13 protein-coding genes are annotated in these 17,061 nt (G+C 47.1%); 7 read left to right on the forward strand and 6 right to left on the reverse strand.

The window, feature by feature from the left end:
- Positions 1–24 precede the first annotated feature (24 nt).
- On the reverse strand, positions 25–267 hold the full coding sequence (locus AC3WU2_RS27665) for a NifU family protein (protein WP_018758885.1): 243 nt from the start codon (positions 265–267) through the stop codon (positions 25–27).
- 92 nt (positions 268–359) lie between these two features.
- Between AC3WU2_RS27665 and AC3WU2_RS27670 the strand changes: the two genes are divergently transcribed.
- Positions 360–608, forward strand: a complete 249-nt coding sequence (locus AC3WU2_RS27670) for a YuzB family protein (protein ID WP_492458146.1) — start codon at positions 360–362, stop codon at positions 606–608.
- 2 nt (positions 609–610) lie between these two features.
- Here AC3WU2_RS27670 and AC3WU2_RS27675 read toward each other — a convergent pair whose 3' ends face one another.
- The gene (locus AC3WU2_RS27675) at positions 611–1,672 is read right to left on the reverse strand and encodes an NAD(P)/FAD-dependent oxidoreductase (RefSeq protein ID WP_492458147.1); all 1,062 of its coding nucleotides are present in this window, start codon (positions 1,670–1,672) and stop codon (positions 611–613) included.
- 47 nt (positions 1,673–1,719) lie between these two features.
- On the reverse strand, positions 1,720–2,829 hold the full coding sequence (gene mqnE, locus AC3WU2_RS27680) for an aminofutalosine synthase MqnE (RefSeq protein WP_492458148.1): 1,110 nt from the start codon (positions 2,827–2,829) through the stop codon (positions 1,720–1,722).
- Positions 2,830–3,115: 286 nt separating this feature from the next.
- Here mqnE and AC3WU2_RS27685 point away from each other — a divergent pair, with 286 nt between their 5' ends.
- Complete coding sequence (locus AC3WU2_RS27685) at positions 3,116–3,475, forward strand: HesB/IscA family protein (protein WP_018758881.1); 360 nt, start codon at positions 3,116–3,118, stop codon at positions 3,473–3,475.
- Between the two features lie 104 nt (positions 3,476–3,579).
- Here the strand turns inward: AC3WU2_RS27685 and AC3WU2_RS27690 are convergent, their stop codons facing one another.
- Positions 3,580–3,780, reverse strand: coding sequence for a hypothetical protein (locus AC3WU2_RS27690; protein WP_018758880.1), 201 nt, complete (start codon positions 3,778–3,780; stop codon positions 3,580–3,582).
- A gap of 163 nt (positions 3,781–3,943) precedes the next feature.
- Here AC3WU2_RS27690 and AC3WU2_RS27695 point away from each other — a divergent pair, with 163 nt between their 5' ends.
- On the forward strand, positions 3,944–4,606 hold the full coding sequence (locus tag AC3WU2_RS27695) for a YheC/YheD family protein (protein ID WP_492458149.1): 663 nt from the start codon (positions 3,944–3,946) through the stop codon (positions 4,604–4,606).
- 290 nt (positions 4,607–4,896) lie between these two features.
- Positions 4,897–5,022 carry a sporulation histidine kinase inhibitor Sda gene (gene sda / locus AC3WU2_RS27700; protein ID WP_018758878.1) on the forward strand — a complete coding sequence of 42 codons (126 nt, stop codon included), beginning with the start codon at positions 4,897–4,899 and terminating at the stop codon, positions 5,020–5,022.
- Between the two features lie 14 nt (positions 5,023–5,036).
- Here sda and AC3WU2_RS27705 read toward each other — a convergent pair whose 3' ends face one another.
- Positions 5,037–5,294, reverse strand: a complete 258-nt coding sequence (locus tag AC3WU2_RS27705; RefSeq protein WP_492458150.1) for a hypothetical protein — start codon at positions 5,292–5,294, stop codon at positions 5,037–5,039.
- Positions 5,295–5,420: 126 nt separating this feature from the next.
- Positions 5,421–6,425, reverse strand: a complete 1,005-nt coding sequence (locus AC3WU2_RS27710; protein ID WP_492458151.1) for an NAD(P)/FAD-dependent oxidoreductase — start codon at positions 6,423–6,425, stop codon at positions 5,421–5,423.
- A 381-nt stretch (positions 6,426–6,806) separates the two neighbouring features.
- Here AC3WU2_RS27710 and AC3WU2_RS27715 point away from each other — a divergent pair, with 381 nt between their 5' ends.
- From AC3WU2_RS27715 to pulA, 3 genes are all read left to right on the forward strand, one after another.
- Positions 6,807–8,003, forward strand: a complete 1,197-nt coding sequence (locus tag AC3WU2_RS27715) for an NAD(P)/FAD-dependent oxidoreductase (protein WP_492458152.1) — start codon at positions 6,807–6,809, stop codon at positions 8,001–8,003.
- 1 nt (position 8,004) lies between these two features.
- Entirely contained in the window at positions 8,005–8,253 is a 249-nt protein-coding gene (locus AC3WU2_RS27720; RefSeq protein WP_018758874.1) for a hypothetical protein, read from the forward strand.
- A 538-nt stretch (positions 8,254–8,791) separates the two neighbouring features.
- Positions 8,792–16,936, forward strand: coding sequence for a type I pullulanase (gene pulA, locus AC3WU2_RS27725; RefSeq protein WP_492458154.1), 8,145 nt, complete (start codon positions 8,792–8,794; stop codon positions 16,934–16,936).
- Positions 16,937–17,061 lie beyond the last annotated feature (125 nt).

Below are 17,061 nucleotides of genomic sequence, written 5' to 3' on the forward strand. Positions count from 1 at the left end.
TACAGGGCTTCGTCCATATTCAAATTAGAATACTTGAACAACTTCTTGAACGCCTTCAACTTCTTCAACCAAAGCGCGCTCAATCCCTGCTTTCAAAGTAATTGTGGAACTTGGGCAGCTGCCGCAAGCACCCATCAATTTTAATTTAACGATACCGTCTTCCACATCAACGAGTTCAACGTCGCCGCCGTCACGTTGTAGGAATGGACGAAGTTTATCAAGCACTTCTAGAACTTCATCATACATTTGAGCTGTATTTTCACTCATTTGCTTCAACTCCTTTCTCACCTTATTATAGTATAAAGATGTTTAAATTAAAATGGCTCAAACAAACGACTTCAGCAAAAGCGGGTGATTCAATGCGACCGATCATCGAGTTCTGCGTCAGTAACATGCATCACGGGACAGACCTTGTGATGAAGAAGCTGGAGCATAATCCAGCTTACGATGTCATCGAATATGGGTGCCTTGGGAATTGTGGAGAATGTTATCTCTTCCCATTCGCTTATGTGAATGGTGATATTGTCGCTGCAGAGACGATTGATGAATTAGAAGACAAAATTATGCAAGAAATCCGTGCCGTTGAAGCTCTAGAGAGCAGCGGCTAACATTAACCGAAATGATGCTTGGATCTCCACAGGACGCCCATCTTCAAGACACGAGGGACACGTCCCTTCATCGTTCTATTTCCTAATAATCCGAACCCGCTCTTCTTCCCTAAGGAACCAAGAACGCCTTTTAGCTTAATCTTGCCAAGCTTCGGCTCCTCACCTTTCCATCCTGCTTGGATGACATCTGCAACTTGCTCTCCTTGTGCTCCGGCAGCTTGCGCGCTTGGAGAGAAGGAGAGGGAAGCACAGTCACCTACCACATAGACTTCTTCATGGCCTGGAATTTGGAAATGGTTGTTAAGAAGAACGCGTCCTTGCGGATCCTTCGGAACATCTAGGTCTTGAACTGGCTTAACTGGCTGGATACCTGCGGTCCATACGGTAACGTCACTATAGATAACGCCGTTCTGATGGACAATGCCGCCTTGCTCTAATTGGGTCGTTGAAATGTGCGAGCTCAGATCGACATGATGCTCGTGGAACCACTCCGAGACGAATGCGGACAGCTTCTCTGGGAAAGCAGAGAGTACGCGAGGTCCACGGTCAATGATCCGAATGTTCAAATCCGGTCGACTCTCACGAAGTTCAGCCGCGACTTCGACACCGCTTAAACCCCCGCCCATAATGTTCACTTGGCCGTAAGGCTTCACATCATTGAGCATCTGATACGTCCGGCGTGTTCGTGATAAGGATTGAATGCTCTCTGCATATTGTTCTGCGCCGAGAATACCATGAAATTTATCTGTACATCCCAGTGCAATAACAAGTTGATCATAAGGAATAACTTCTTCTGCATTTAAGTAGACATGTTTGGCCTGCAAATCGATACGTGTAATATCACCGTATTTGAGTTCAATTCGCGGGTCTATCGGAAAGGCAACGCGGATTTGAAGATCAGATGCTGTACCAGCTGCGAGTGCATAATATTCTGTCTTAAGTCCTTGATAGGGCTGGCGATCGATTAACATCACCGATGTGTCCACCGGGATTTCACCTTCTAACAACCGATTAGCAACTGCAAGTCCACCATAGCCCCCGCCCAGGATGACCAATTTTTTCATGAGTAGCTCTCTCCCCGTATGCCTCGAATAATTGTCCTTAACTTCAATTAAGATTCATATACCTTCACTTCGTTATAGAACGTATCGCGTTCTACTGGAATTCGGCCTGCGCCTTTAATGAGCCAGATCAACTCAGCGCGAGTTAGGCCTTCAGGTGTTAGAGCGCCCGCAGCATGGCTGATTCGCTCCTTCACAATGGTTCCATGCGCATCGGATGCGCCGAATGCTAATGCCATTTGGGTCAACTGCGTTCCGATATTAATGAAGTAAGCTTTGATATGTTGGATATTGTCGAGCATCAATCGGCTGATCGCAATGGTCTTAAGGTCTTCATAAGCTGAGTTGCGGCGGCGAATATCAGCTGATTTACTCTTCGGCTGCATGGATAATGGAATGAATACCATGAATCCATTCGTCTCATCTTGAAGTTCACGAATCTGCAGCATATGTCGAACGCGATCTTCATGGCTCTCGATGGAACCGTAGAGCATTGTTGTATGTGTACGCAAGCCAAGCTCATGAGCAACACGGTGTACTTCCAGATAACGATCCACATTCGCTTTGTCGACATGCATTTTCTCACGATATTGATCGGAGAGAATTTCAGCACCGCCCCCTGTGAGGGTCTTAAGTCCAGCTTTCATTAGCTCTTGAAGGACTTCGGCAATACTTAGTCCGCTAATCCGTGTGAAGAAATCAATTTCAGCGGCTGTATACGCCTTTAAGGTAATATCTGGATATTTCTCATTCAGTGCACGAAGGGAATCGACATAATATTGAAATGATACATGTTGGTTATGTCCGCCAACGATATGAAATTCACGCACACCTGGATTGATATGCTGTTCGACGTATTCGATCATCTCAGCGCCGGAAAGGGTGTAAGCACCTTCGTCGCCTTCATCTTTGCGGAAATTGCAGAAGGCACAGCGGGATTCACAGACGTTCGTGAAATAGAGGCTCATGTTCTCGATGAAATAGACTTTCTTCCCATTTTTCTTAAGATTGACCTCATTGGCCAATTGACCGATGGTTAATATGTCGTCACTCTGGTACAGATAGACGCCATCTTTCAGTGAAAGACGTTCTCCTCGCTGTACTTTTTCGATGATTTCTGCCATCCGAGAGTCCGTATGGCTTGTCACAAGTGTCGTCATGTCGGATCGTTCCTCCTTTGTAATTAGAGTTCCATTCGGGAACGCTTCGTATTTTCTTTTTGTATGTGAAATTTCTTACAAGATCAACCGATGTGTATCAAAAATCTCATGAAAAAATGACCAATAGAACTCGGTCGTAACCCCATTATAAACCTCGTTGTGATGAGGAGCAATAGAATGTGACAAAAAAGGTAAACCTTTTGTTTCCACCGGTAGTTTCTCACACTTGTGGCAAAATGCATCGTTCATGTATACTGAAGATATAGTAACAGAAGGAGGGATTCAGATGATCAATATTACAGATGCAGCGATTGCTAAGATACAGGAAATGCTTGCACAAGAGGAAATTCCGAACATGTTCTTGCGTATAGGTGTTCAATCCGGCGGATGCAGCGGGTTTCAATACGGGATGGGATTCGATGATGAGCAGCATTTCAATGATAAAGTATTTGATGTGAAAGGCCTTAAGGTTGTCGTTGAAGAAGACAGCATCAAATATTTGAATGGACTTATTATTGACTTCAAAGAATCCGGTATGTCGGGTGGATTCACGATTGACAATCCAAATGCAAGTGCGACTTGCGGATGCGGATCGTCATTCCGTACGGCTACAGATGCAGGTACGCCTGCACCAGAGCAATGTTAATACACGAATAGCGTTACGCTTGCGTGAACGCCATAAGACATGCTAAACCCCCTGAAGGAAGACTTCAGGGGGTTTTTTGGCATCTATGTATGGATCGGATTGGATTACAGAAACTTTAGATTGAGCATAACTGCGATCATCCCGGTTGCGAGGATCGAGAAGACTACGAATGCGCTGCCGATGCCGCGTTTGCGATCGATGAACATTTTAATCCCTACAACGAAGATACAGAGGGTTACAAGGACAAGAATTACAGCCATCGCATAATAGCTAAGGGTATATAGATTCTGAACGAATTGTTCCAAAGGAAGGTTCCTCCTTGCTTAATATTGGTTGTTGTCCTTCTATAATATCTCGAATACTCACAATTATCTATCCAAATTAAGGCATATACCGGGGACAATGATACAGGAGGCTCACCCTCAATTTGAGTATGTATAAGTATACTCTCAGAAAGGGGATGACGGAATGGCTGGAAGACAACTGGCTAACAAATGGGTTAAGACAGCAGTATTACTGTCTGACGCTAAAATCGCAGCTCATATTCCTCAGACAAAGAGATACAATGCTGCAAACCTACACTCCATGTTGTCCGCATATGGTATGGTCGTAATTAAACCGGTTGTTGGTGGCGGAGGCTATGGCGTCATCAAGGTAACCAAGGAAGGGGAGACCTATTCCTATACAGCCATGTCGAAGCACCGGTCATTCAGGAGTTTCGGCCGCTTGTTTCGCTCCCTTAGCGGCGTGAAGAAGAAACGCCGTTACATCATTCAACGTGGAATTCATTTAGCAAAAATAGATGGCCGTCCGATCGATTATCGTGTCAAAGTTGTGAAGGTTAGAGATTATTGGGAAATTCGTGCGATGGTCGGCCGATTGGCGCGGCGAGGGTTGTTCGTAACGAATTTGTGCAAGGGCGGGGCAAAGTTGTCAGCGTCTCAAGGAATTAGCAGATCATTTTCAGGAGGGCAAGTAGCAGCGAAGAAGAGCGAGATGCGACAATTGACGGTGTTGTCTACGACAATTCTGGAGCGGAAATTTCCGGGAATAGGGCAGCTAGGTTTCGATTATGGAATCGATGCGAGTGGGAAGATTTGGATTTTTGAGGTGAATACTCGTCCGCAATAAGAAAGGGGGAGATTCATCTTTTCTCTATCTATCATATTATATGATAGTTTTGATTTTTGGTGATAGGCGGTGCAATAGAATTTTTTTATACAGCTTTCCGGTTATGAGCCTGTGAATAACTATTATCCACATATTACAGGGCGTAAGTACGCTTGATTTGGGAGTTATTAACAATTAGATCACAGGATTTCCACAACGTGGTGTGGATAACCGGAACGCTTGTTCTGTTTGCGTGTGCGTGATATAGTAAAATTCATTAACAGGAAATAAAAGGGAAGGAAGTATGTGTGATGTCTATTCTATCCGATGAGCTATTGGTAGAATCGTATTATAAGGCGATAGAGTTGCAGTTAGAGGGAGAATTTATCCGACTGCTCTTAGCCGAGATACGATTGCGTCAGCTTCCGTTGCAGTAATTCATACCTTTTATTCACTCCAGATTAGGGCCCCATTCTCTGACTTGGAGAGGGGATGATCGCTGACAAGCTTCACAGTAGAGAAGATGTGTACAGACGGGTGCATCTTGATTCATCGAGTGGAGCTCAGAATAAGCGGAGTAATCCGCATAAGGGCTGTAGGGTCCCTCGTAATCCTCTAATTTGCCGTAGTCTGACGCAAGCTGGTGACAAGCTGGACAAGTCACATGGGAAGCGATGAAACCGTTACATAGCGGACAGCGATAAGACAAGGGTATCCCCCTTTCAGAAAATGTAAAGTGCATGTTCAAAAGTCAAAAGATGACTTTGAACTTCCTTTAAGAAGTTCTGAAATGTAGGATACCCTTTATTGTACTAACATATAATAAAAAAGTGGACTATACCTTCATGCTGCTGCTGTGTCCTGGGGATAGCTTCGCGCTTGGGTCTACATAGACCTTCGCATTGTTGATCGCCGTAGGTGCTTCACCGAAGCCAACTGCAATCAGTTTCAATTTACCAGGGTAAGTCGTAATATCACCTGCAGCGAAGATACCTGGGATATTTGTTTCCATGCGTGTGTCAACAACAATTGAACCGCCTTGAATGTTAATGCCCCAATCTGCAATTGGACCAAGTGAAGATACAAATCCGAATGTCACGATAACAGCATCAACATGGATCTTCGTCTGTTCATTTGTCTTCACATCTTGGATCGTAACTTGCTCGATTTGATCTGCGCCATGGAGGCTAACAATTTCGGTTGGCGTAATGACTTTTACCTTCGAAGCCATGAGACGCTCTACACTGTGTTCATGTGCACGGAATTTGTCCCGGCGATGGATCAACGTAACTTGTTCTGCAATCGGTTCGAGCATAAGAGCCCAGTCAAGTGCAGAGTCACCGCCGCCGCTGATCAATACTTTTTGACCCGCATATTGCTGTAAATCGCTAACGAAATACTTCAAGTTTTTCTTCTCGTATTGCGCAGCTTCAGGCAGCTCTAGACGGCGTGGTTCAAATGCGCCTACACCTGCAGTGATGATAATGGCTTTAGCATAGTGAACACCTTTATCTGTCGTAACTTCGAAGAGGCGCTCGTCTTTCTTCACGACATCGATAACTTTCTCTTCGAGTCGTACATCGGTTTGGAACATTTCCATCTGTTTGCTCAAGTTATCGACGAGCTCTTGCGCAGTGACCTTCGGGAAGCCGGCTACATCGTAAATGTATTTTTCAGGATATAATGCTGCCAATTGTCCGCCTAATTGTGGCATACTCTCGATCAATTTAACGGACGCTTGACGCATACCTCCGTAAAATGCTGCAAACATACCGGCAGGTCCGCCACCGATGATCAGGATATCAGCGGGCTCTTGAGTCGTTAGATTTTGTTGGTCCACAGGGGCACCTCCGAAATTCAATATTATTTGTTACACATCCTTAATTATTATAAGCTTCTCAGCAAGGGAATGAAACCTATTTTCATTTTTGAATCAACAAATAAACTTAATCGGGTTGCAAAAAAAATAAAATGAAAAATGTCGAATCTTTTTTGAAGAAAAGCTTGATATTCTTGAGAAAAATCAGTATGATTTCATTTGGGTTAATAAACCAGTTGTCGAATCGTGCACAATTCTGATACAGTTTGTTCATGAAATGTTCATTGATTTGAATATAGAACGTGGCATTACACCATTTTTTTATTTTGTAAGTGTAATTTTTCACATATTCATGTTTTATACTATACAATAAATCACAAGAAGGATTGGAAGGGATCAACCATGAGTAATATTCCTAAAATTGTCATCTTAGGTGCCGGATATGGCGGTATTCTTACAGCACAGCGCCTACAAAAAGAATTGAACTATAACGAAGCGGATGTAACGCTTGTGAATAAGCATGACTACCACTATTTCACAACGCATTTGCATATGCCTGCTGCGGGTACAGATCAAATGGAGAACGCACGCGTTGCGATTTCCAAGTTGATCGATGAGTTCAAAATTGATTTCGTTAAAGCAACGGTACAACAAATTCGTACGCAAGAGAAGAAAGTTCTTCTGGAGGATGGAAGCGCGCTTTCTTATGACTACCTGATTATTTCGGTTGGCGGCGAGACGGAAACATTCGGTATCCCAGGGATGAAAGAATATGCGATGAGTATTCGCAGTATTAACTCAGTTCGTATGATCCGTCAGCACATCGAGTATCAATTTGCAGCGTACAAACAGGATGAGACGCGTCTTGACCGTCTTACATTCGTTGTCGGTGGCGCAGGATTCACAGGGATCGAGTTTGTATCCGAGCTTGCAGATCGTATTCCTGAACTATGCAAACAATACGATGTAGATCCTTCGCTTGTAAAAATCTATAACGTAGAAGCAGCTCCATCTGCATTGCCAGGATTCGATCCTGAGCTTGTAGAATACGCGATGAACGTGCTTCAGAACAAAGGTGTTACGTTCAAAATCGGTACGCCGATCAAAGAAGCAACACCAGATGGTGTTATCGTTGGTGAAGGCGAATTGATCAAGTCACAAACTGTCGTATGGGCTGCTGGGGTTCGTGGTAACCGTATGATCGAAGAAGCGGGTATCGAGACGATGCGCGGTCGCGTTAAAGTCGATGAGTTCTTGCGTGTTCCTGGACAAGAGAACATCTTCGTTATCGGAGACAACTCCTTGATGTTCAACCCAGAAGGTCGTCCTTATCCGCCAACAGCGCAAATTGCGATGCAGCAAGGTGTGACTTGTGCGAACAATATCGTTGCGTCGATTCGTAACCAACAACCTACGAAATTCGTATTCAGCAACAAAGGTACAGTTGCCTCCCTTGGTAAAGGCGAAGCGATTGGTATCGTGGGCACGAAGAAGCTTAAGGGCTTCACAGCTGCACAATTGAAGAAAATTATCGATATTCGTTACCTGTTCATTATTGGCGGATTGTCGCTCGTATTGAAAAAAGGTAAATTCCTATAAGATGCGGCATTGCAGCGTTCAAGTTCGTGGGTTATTAACCCGCGATGAACTGGATCGATACAATGCGTTGATGGAAGTCGGTTCCTATCTCGAATCGCAGACGCGATACGATCTTGCTTATACCGTGCAACGGGAAGTGGATCTCTTAATCCAGCCTGCCATTGAACGGCTTAAGGATAAAGGCCGTGCGCGAGATCGAGCGACCGAAGAGTTCCTGGAATCGATGAACCAAATGGATGATGAAGATTAATAAGATGCCTGTTAAGCGTTGAGCTTAGCAGGCTTTTTTGTTTTGGTGGGGGGCAGCAGGTATGTAGTGGTGGAATAACTGCTGAGAAGCAGTTATTTAGCCCGAGGTGTGGAGGGAAGGCGGGAATACCTGCAAAAAAGCAGTTAATCAGCTCGGAATAAGATGGGAAGTGCGAAATAGCTGCTCAAAAGCAGTTAATCGGCACGCAATGAGATAGAAGGTACAAAATAACTGCCCAAAAGCAGTTAATGAGCTCGGAGTATAGTCATCCGCCACCAATCTATGACTCCAGCAATACTTATAATGTAAGCGTTGACAAAAAATAAAGTCGACGTTATGATGATTTCAATGCAAACGTTTCCATGATTTGGAGTATAGAACGACTAATGACGGAATAAATCAGCTGATTTCATTCCGTTTCTTTCGTCAATTTGTGCAAACGTTTGCACAAGAGGTGCACGAATGGTTAAAAATGAGACACGAAACGTAAATGAATCGGGAGAGGAGTTTATCGATGAGATTGAAGTGGAAGAGTCGTATGTCAAAGCTACTGGTTTTTGTGCTGGTGTGGGGGATGTTCACTGGCCTGCTGAACAGTAATGCTAATGCGGAAGAAGCAGCCGTGATGGACGTTCAATCGCCATCATCATCATCATCCGCGATATCATGGAATGAGATCGCCATCTTAGGAACGTCCGCAACAGGGGGCTGGAACAGCTATCAGCTCGGCCAATTGCAGCTGACGAATGATCATGACAATCTGTATTTTCGCGTGACCGGGGTGAAGGTTGAAGATTGGCAAAATATCAATATCGCACTAAATATCAACGGGCAAGATTCAGGCCAGTCGGATAACCCGTTACATCAACAATACAGATTCAACGGACCTAGCCGACCTCAGTATCAGATCGTACTGGATGCAGGGAGCAAGCTGTCGAAGAATCAAATCGGCCTCTATGCTTCGTCCCAATTAGATGCACCGTTGTTGTCGGCAGCTAACCCGCAAGGGGCAGACTTCCGTGGCAATGCGCAATCGGGATTTGAAGGATCCATACCGCTATCTGTACTCGGGCTGAAAAATGGGGATCAGCTTCGAGGTGCTGTGATTCTTAGCGGGGATAATGCGAATGAACATGGAGCCTTCGATATTATACCGGAGTCGCCAGCGAACACGATCGCGACCGATTGGAATATGAAGCCTTCTCCGAATGTGATCTCAGAATACTCGAACAGTTACATGGTGGCTCTGAACCACTCACCGATCGTGGATGGCAACCGGGATTCCGTCTGGGAAGCCGTGTATACGCTAGGTGATTCCAGCACGCTTAATGAGATTGGGCTAAAATCAGAAATCCACAATTTCAAAATGACAAATGATAGCCGCAATCTATATTTCTGGCTAGACGCGAAAGTGCCTAACTGGGCAGAGTACGGCCAGATGATCGATATCGCGCTCCAAGTCAATGGGGAAGACTCCGGTATTGGCGTGAATCCGATTAGTGCGCCCTACAACTTCAATGCGGCTCAAGTGAAACCGCAGTATCATATCACGATACGCGTGAAGAACGACAATGAAGTTCAAGAGGCAGCATTGTACGCATCGAACGACTTCGCCCATCCGATCGCGAAATATGGCGCTAATTCCAATGGCGCGATGTTCGCTTTAGATCGGAACCAAGGCTTCGAGGCGTCGATCCCATTGAAGCTGCTAGGGCTGAAGAATGGCGATCAACTGCGTTCCATCGTCGTCTTGACGGGGAACAATAACGTAGAGCACGGTGCATTCAACGTCATTCCTGAGCATCCGCTCAATCAGCTGGCAAGCACCTGGAATGAGCAGCATCAGCCGAATACACAGCAAGTGTACACGGAGCCTTATACGATCACAGGATTCAGTGGGAAGCTTGACGTCGTCAACTCCTCTCCGGTGAATCATGAAGCCAAAGCGCCGAATGATGGGAAGATCACCGTCATTTGGACCGAAAATATCCGCGTGCTGCAACCAGACGGTATGCAATTGCTCGACCAAGACGGCCAAGTTGTTCCGGCAGAGCTGACAGCAGTGAAAAATCAACTTCAGCTGCAATCCAATGCCAAATTACAGTATGGTCACACGTACAAGGTGCTTGTCGCGGCAGATGCCGTGGAAGGCCAAGATACATCAACGCGTAATCCATCCTATGCGTTTTCTTTTACAACCAAGACTAGACCTAGCATGAAGCAGGCGTTCGTAGACCACCCGGATAAAGTGAAGGTCATCTTGAACGAAGTGATTCCAAATCTTAAATACAGCCAATTCGCTATATTTAACGGTGGAGTGAAGCTGAATGGAACGGCGTCCCAAGGCGCTAAGTCAGATGAAGTCGTTATCCAGCTGCAAGACAAGATTACAAATGTTGCTGATCCCTATGTTGTTCGTTATGAAGATGCGGGCGCAGATGGATATGCGGATCAACCGCTTACGATGCGTTCCATTCTCGATACGTATGTGTATGACGGCAACGATCTTGGGGTGACCTATCAAGCCGCGGCGAGTACGTTCAAAGTATGGGCACCAACGGCAAAGCAAGTCACTGTGCTGCTGTATGATAACCCGGCGGCTGCGCAAGATGAGCCAACCAGTACAAGAGAGCTGACTCGCGACGAGCAATCGGGCGTCTGGTCACAGACAGTCCAAGGCAATCTGGAAGGCAAATATTACATGTATCTCGTCGAATTTGCGAGTGGATTGAAGACGTACGCGCTAGATCCGTATGCCAAAGCTTCCGCCGTGAACAGCGCGAAATCCGCGATTGTGAATCTGGCGGCGACGGATCCTGCTGGCTGGAACCCAGACATCAAGCCACCGATGGTGGAACCGACGGACGCGGTACTGTATGAACTCCATACTCGTGATTTTTCGATGGATGAGAATTCAGGGATCTCTGCGAATCATAGAGGTAAATTCATGGCTTTCACCGAGACGGGAACGACGATTCCAGGCCGGCCGGATGTGTCGACAGGGATCGATCATCTCAAAGAGCTTGGCATTACACACGTACATTTATTGCCTTTCTATGATTTCGGCAGTGTGAATGAACGGAAGGTCGATGATCTAACTGCGCCCGAGCGCAAATTCAATTGGGGCTATGACCCAGTGAATTACAATGTACCGGAAGGATCCTACGCGACGAACTCGAGCGATGAAGATCCGGCCAGACGGATTACCGAGATGAAGTCGATGGTTCAAGCGCTGCACAATAACGGCATTCGCATCGTGCTCGATGTCGTCTACAACCATACGTATACGACAGGACTTACTTCTGAGTTCTCGGTATTCGATAAAATCGTGCCGGGCTACTTCTACCGCAGCGATGAACGCGGCGAATTCACGAACGGTTCCGGCGTGGGGAACGAAGTGGCTTCCGAACGGCCGATGGTCAGCAAGTACATTAAAGACTCGGTGAAATATCTCGCTGAGGAATACAATGTCGACGGCTTCCGGTTCGACCTGATGGCTCTGATCGACATTAACACGATGACGTCCTTGACCAAGGAATTGAAGCAGGCAGATCCAAGTATGATCATCTATGGCGAGCCTTGGTCCGGTGGAACGAGTGCACTGCCTTCGGAGCTACTCACAGTCAAAGGCAAGCAGCGCGGCACAGGGTTTGCTGTCTTTAATGATAATATTCGTGGAGCGATCAAAGGCGGAAGCGACGATGACAGCACTGGCTTTGCAACTGGTGCGAGCGGCCAAGAGGAAGCAATCATTCGCGGGGTGGAAGGTTCGACTTCGGAGATCACTGACAACCCGCCCGAGACGATTAACTATGTAACAGCTCATGATAACTTGAATCTATGGGATAAAGTGTTAAAAACCCAGCACAAGGACGGGCAGATAAAAACAGATCCTTTTGTCACGTTGACAGAAGCGAATGTGCTGGACAATGAGATGGTGAAGCGATCGCTGCTTGCGAACGGCATTATTTTCACATCGCAAGGCATTCCGTTTATGCATGCGGGGGACGAAATGCTGCGCAGTAAGTTCGGTGACCATAACAGCTATGCTAGCTCGGATGAAATCAATCAAATACGATGGGAGCAAAAAGCGAAATATAAGCCGGTCTTCGACTATGTCCAAGGGTTAATCGAGCTGCGCAAAACGCATCCCGCGTTCCGAATGACGACAAAGCAAGCGGTAGCTGCGAATCTGCAAGTGATACAAAAGAAAGACAATATCGTTGCGTTCCAGCTGAAGAACTATGCGAACCAAGATCCATGGAACAATATTGTCGTGATCTATAATGCCAATATGAACGCCAAAGAAGTGACGCTGCCGAGTTCAGCTGCTTGGAAGGTCGTCGTGGATCATACGGCAGCGGGTATAGATACCATCCGAACGGTGTCAGGTAATAAAGTCCAGGTCGAAGGCCTGTCCATGATGGTGCTCTATGACCAAGCGATTGATTATGTCCCTGTACCGACAACGATCGAAGTTACTCCACACCTCATGGGGCTGGAGAAAGGCATGTCAAGAGTTGCAGCAACGGTAGTCAAAGACCAGAAAGGCAACAAAATGCAAGGGCAAGCGGTAACATGGTCTACCTCCGATGAGCAGGTTGCAACTGTTACTCTAGCGGGCAAAGTGACTGCGAAAGGGAACGGAAAGGCGGTCATTACAGCATCCCTTGGTCAGATTCAAGGTAGCGTGACGGTCGAAGTAACGACCCTTGTACCGACTTCCATTACCGTATCGGGTATGGAGCAGCTCTACACGTCAAGAAGTGTCGCGTTGTCAGCCGAAGTGAAGGACCAGTATGACGCAGAGATGATCGGGGCTGCAGTCGCGTGGAGTTCATCAAATCCTTCCGTAGCAACCGTCGATCGCGCAGGCAAAGTGACCGGTCTGTCAGCTGGCACCGTTACGATAACGGCGAAGGCAGGTAACGCCTCAGCCCAGAAGAAATTAACGGTCAAACCGCTCGTCAAACGTTATATTCAGCTGAATTACGTTCGTCCTCAAGGTGATTTCACAGATTGGGCTGTCTGGGTATGGGATACAGGCGCTCAGAATGGCAAGATTGAATTCAACACCAAGAAGGGCAATACGGCGATGGTCAATATCGAGATTGGACCAGACACGGAGCGGATTGGATTTATCATTTATCGCGGTGAATGGGCCGAGAAGGATCCGTCAACGGATCGCTTCATCACGACGAATCTGAACGATACAGTAACGAAAGTAACCTCGTATTCCGGTCAAGTTGAGATGAAGGTTGCGCCTTCGGTTACCGGACCAATGCTAGAGAACGGCAATATAACATTCGTCTACCGCGATGATGAAATCTTCCTGCAGGGCGGGCTCGACCGCATTACGAAGATGCAGGTCACAGTCAATGGCACAGCCTATAAGATGACCTATGATGCTGAGCATGAACGATTCATCTATACATTAGAAAATGTCGCGAGTGGCAATTATACGTACACCTTTACGATGACAAAGGATGGGAAGACAACGACCTTTAATGACCCGAAAAATGAAGTTGATGGTCAGTCTGTCGTTGCCTACTCCAAACCGAAAGTGACCGTTACAGCTAGCGTTGAACCAAATACGATCCATGCAGGTCAGAACCGGGTGATGTCCGTGCAATTGAAGGCGGACAGCAAGGTTGAGTACCGGGAGATCTATGCTGACTTGACTTCACTTGGTGGCAGCAATCATGTTCAGATCGATCCGCAGCTGCTAGAGCAGACGATTGCGGTGGAAGACCATGTGCCAACCGGCATGATGACGATTAGCATTACGGCGGTGGATTCTTTCGGGAATAAGCATCAAGGGACTACCCAAGTGCAAGTGGTGACGAAGCCGAAGGGGATGGGCGCGCTAGATTTCGAATGGGATGAAGCACGCATTTATTTCGCGTTAACCGATCGATTCAGTGATGGTGATCCGAGCAACAATGGTGTGGCAGGGCAGGATTATAAAAAAGACCATCCAGAAGCTTACCATGGCGGGGATTTCCGCGGATTAATCAATAAGCTCGATTATTTGCAATCCCTTGGCGTGAACACGCTCTGGATTACACCGATCGTGGACAATATCGAATTTAATAAAGGCGTGGATTTTGGCAGTTCACAGTATGCGTATCATGGCTATTGGGCGAAGGACTTTGAGAAGCTCGACGAGCATCTCGGCGACTTGGATACGTTCAAAGAATTGATTAATAAAGCACATGACCGAGGTATTAAGTTGATGGTCGATGTGGTGCTGAACCATACCGGTTACGGCTTGAAGCCGGATGATGATCGACCGGGCATTACGGAAGCCGACAAAGCGCGTTTTGCAGGCATGCTGCGGACGGACGGAGTATCGGCGAATGAGCAAGTCATCCGTGGGGAAGTTGAAGGATTGCCGGACTTCAAGACGGAAGAAGAAGCCGTTCGCAATCAAGTCATTCACTGGCAAACGGATTGGCTGGAGCGTGCGAAGACGGATCGCGGCGATACGATTGATTACTATCGCGTGGATACGGTGAAGCATGTCGACGATACGACGTGGAAAGCCTTCAAAAATAAACTGACGACGATCAATCCGAATTTCAAGTTGATTGGCGAGTATTATGGCGGCAACGCGGATAATATGGGAACGTATTTGAACTCCGGCGAGATGGATTCCCTGCTGGATTTCGGCTTCAAAGATCTGGCTCTTGATTTCGTAAATGGCCGATTGGATCAAGTCGAGCAGAAGCTTCAAGCGCGCGATGCCAAGATCAACAATACGGCAACACTTGGTCAATTCCTCAGCAGCCATGATGAAGACGGGTTCTTGAGCGAGAAAATTGGCGGGGACCGCGGGAAGCTGATGGTGGCAGCAGCCTTGCAAGTAACGGCGAAAGGACAGCCAGTCATTTATTATGGCGAAGAGCTCGGTCGTTCAGGCAAAAATGCTGGCAATATGGGTGAAGGCAAATTCAGTTTCAACCGAACGGATATGCCTTGGGAGAAGCTGATGGAAGAGAAGTTCCTGCATGATCATTATGCCAAGCTGCTCCAGATTCGGAGCAACTATTCGAAGGTGATCTCGAAAGGCTCGCGATCGAAGATTGCAGGAGGCGATACAGAGAAGTATCTCGTCTTCGACAAAATGTACCAAGGCAAGCATCTGGTGATCGGGTTGAATACGGATCGCGCAGCGAAAGAGCAAATCACGCTAAAAGTGCCGTTCGATGCGGGGAAAGTCGTCATCGATGAATACAGTGGTCAATCATACACGGTTAATCCACAACAGGTGATCACACTGACCCTCCCGGGTCGCGATCAAGGCGGTACTGTGATCTTAGCGGAGAAGGATCCGACGAATCCTGAGCAGCCAGAACCACCAACGTCGAAGCCGAGCGAGTCGACGTCAACTCCTGCAACTAGCGTAAGCGAATCCGGTGTGGAGCGGACCACGCAAGGTGTCGTCATAACGCCATCGAAGACGATGCAAGTGACCGATGCCGATGGCATGAAGCTCGTGCAAACGACGCTGTCGAATAATCAAGTGGTCAAAGGACTGCAAATGGTCGCAAGTACGACAAATGAGCACACGCTTATTGTTCAATTAAAAGAGGCGGCTAATGCGAGAATTGTAATACCGAATGTGACGGTTCAATCGATATTGCAGGCTTTAACGAGTGATCCACAACTGAAAGTGATCATTCAATCGGCGAATATCCGCTATGAACTTCCGATTCGAGGATTGGACTGGACGGGAATCGTTAAGGCGATGCAACAAGCGAAGCCGCAAGATGTGTCCCTCGTTGTCTTGCTGCGAGAAGCACCGGATGCGGCAAGCAATGCCTTCAAGGATGCGGCAGCACGGATTGGTGCTGTAGCAGCGGGGCCATTGATGGAGATGGCTGTATTCGCCCAGACCGAAGGACAGACGTTGGAGCTTCATGATTTCGGCTCGATCTATACGATGCGGGAGCTGACGCTGAAAGGTGAATTCGATGCGAAGCATACCTCCGCTGTCCGTTTCGATCCAATCTCGAAGCAATTGTCATTCGTCCCTGCCTTGTTCAAGAAGGATGCGCAGCACACACAGGTAACGATGCAGCGAAATGGCAGCAGCTTGTATGGTATGATCACGTTCAATAAGCAGTTTACAGACCTCAAGGGCCATTGGGCAGCGAAGGAGATCGAGCTGCTCGCCTCGAAGCTGATCGTGAATGGTGATGCGGATGGGCGATTTACGCCTTCACGACACGTGACGAGAGCTGAATTTACCGCAATGCTCGTGCGTGCGCTTGGATTAACGCAATCCAGCAGCAGCGAATCACGCTTTACGGATGTGGATTCGCATGCATGGTATACGGATGTGATCCATACCGCAGTCGAAGCTAAGCTTGTTCGCGGGTTTGAGGACGGGTCGTTTCAGCCGGATGCCTTGGTGACGCGGGAGCAGATGGCGCAAATGATCGTCAATGCGCTCCACTATGTACAACCGGAGAACATGCCGGAAGGCGGATCGCTGAATGCATATCGCGATCAGTATCAGATTAGCGATTGGGCGAAGACGGCATTTGCCATTGGTCATCACACGCAAATCTTGAATGGGTTTGAAGATCAGACCTTAAGACCAAATGCAGCAGCGTCACGCGCCGAATCGGTTGTGATGCTAAAGCATATGCTTACCTATTTGAAATTTATATCTTAGAAATTAGAGGCTGACCCTACATTGGGGTCAGTCTTTTTTCATCGGACTGCGTGCCCAGAAGCACGCTTCATCTAACCGGTGTAAGTCCGGTCACGGGAGGGGCCAAGCCCCCGTGTAGCTTGGAT

Source organism: Paenibacillus sp. EB106-05-06-XG162, from assembly GCF_058791655.1.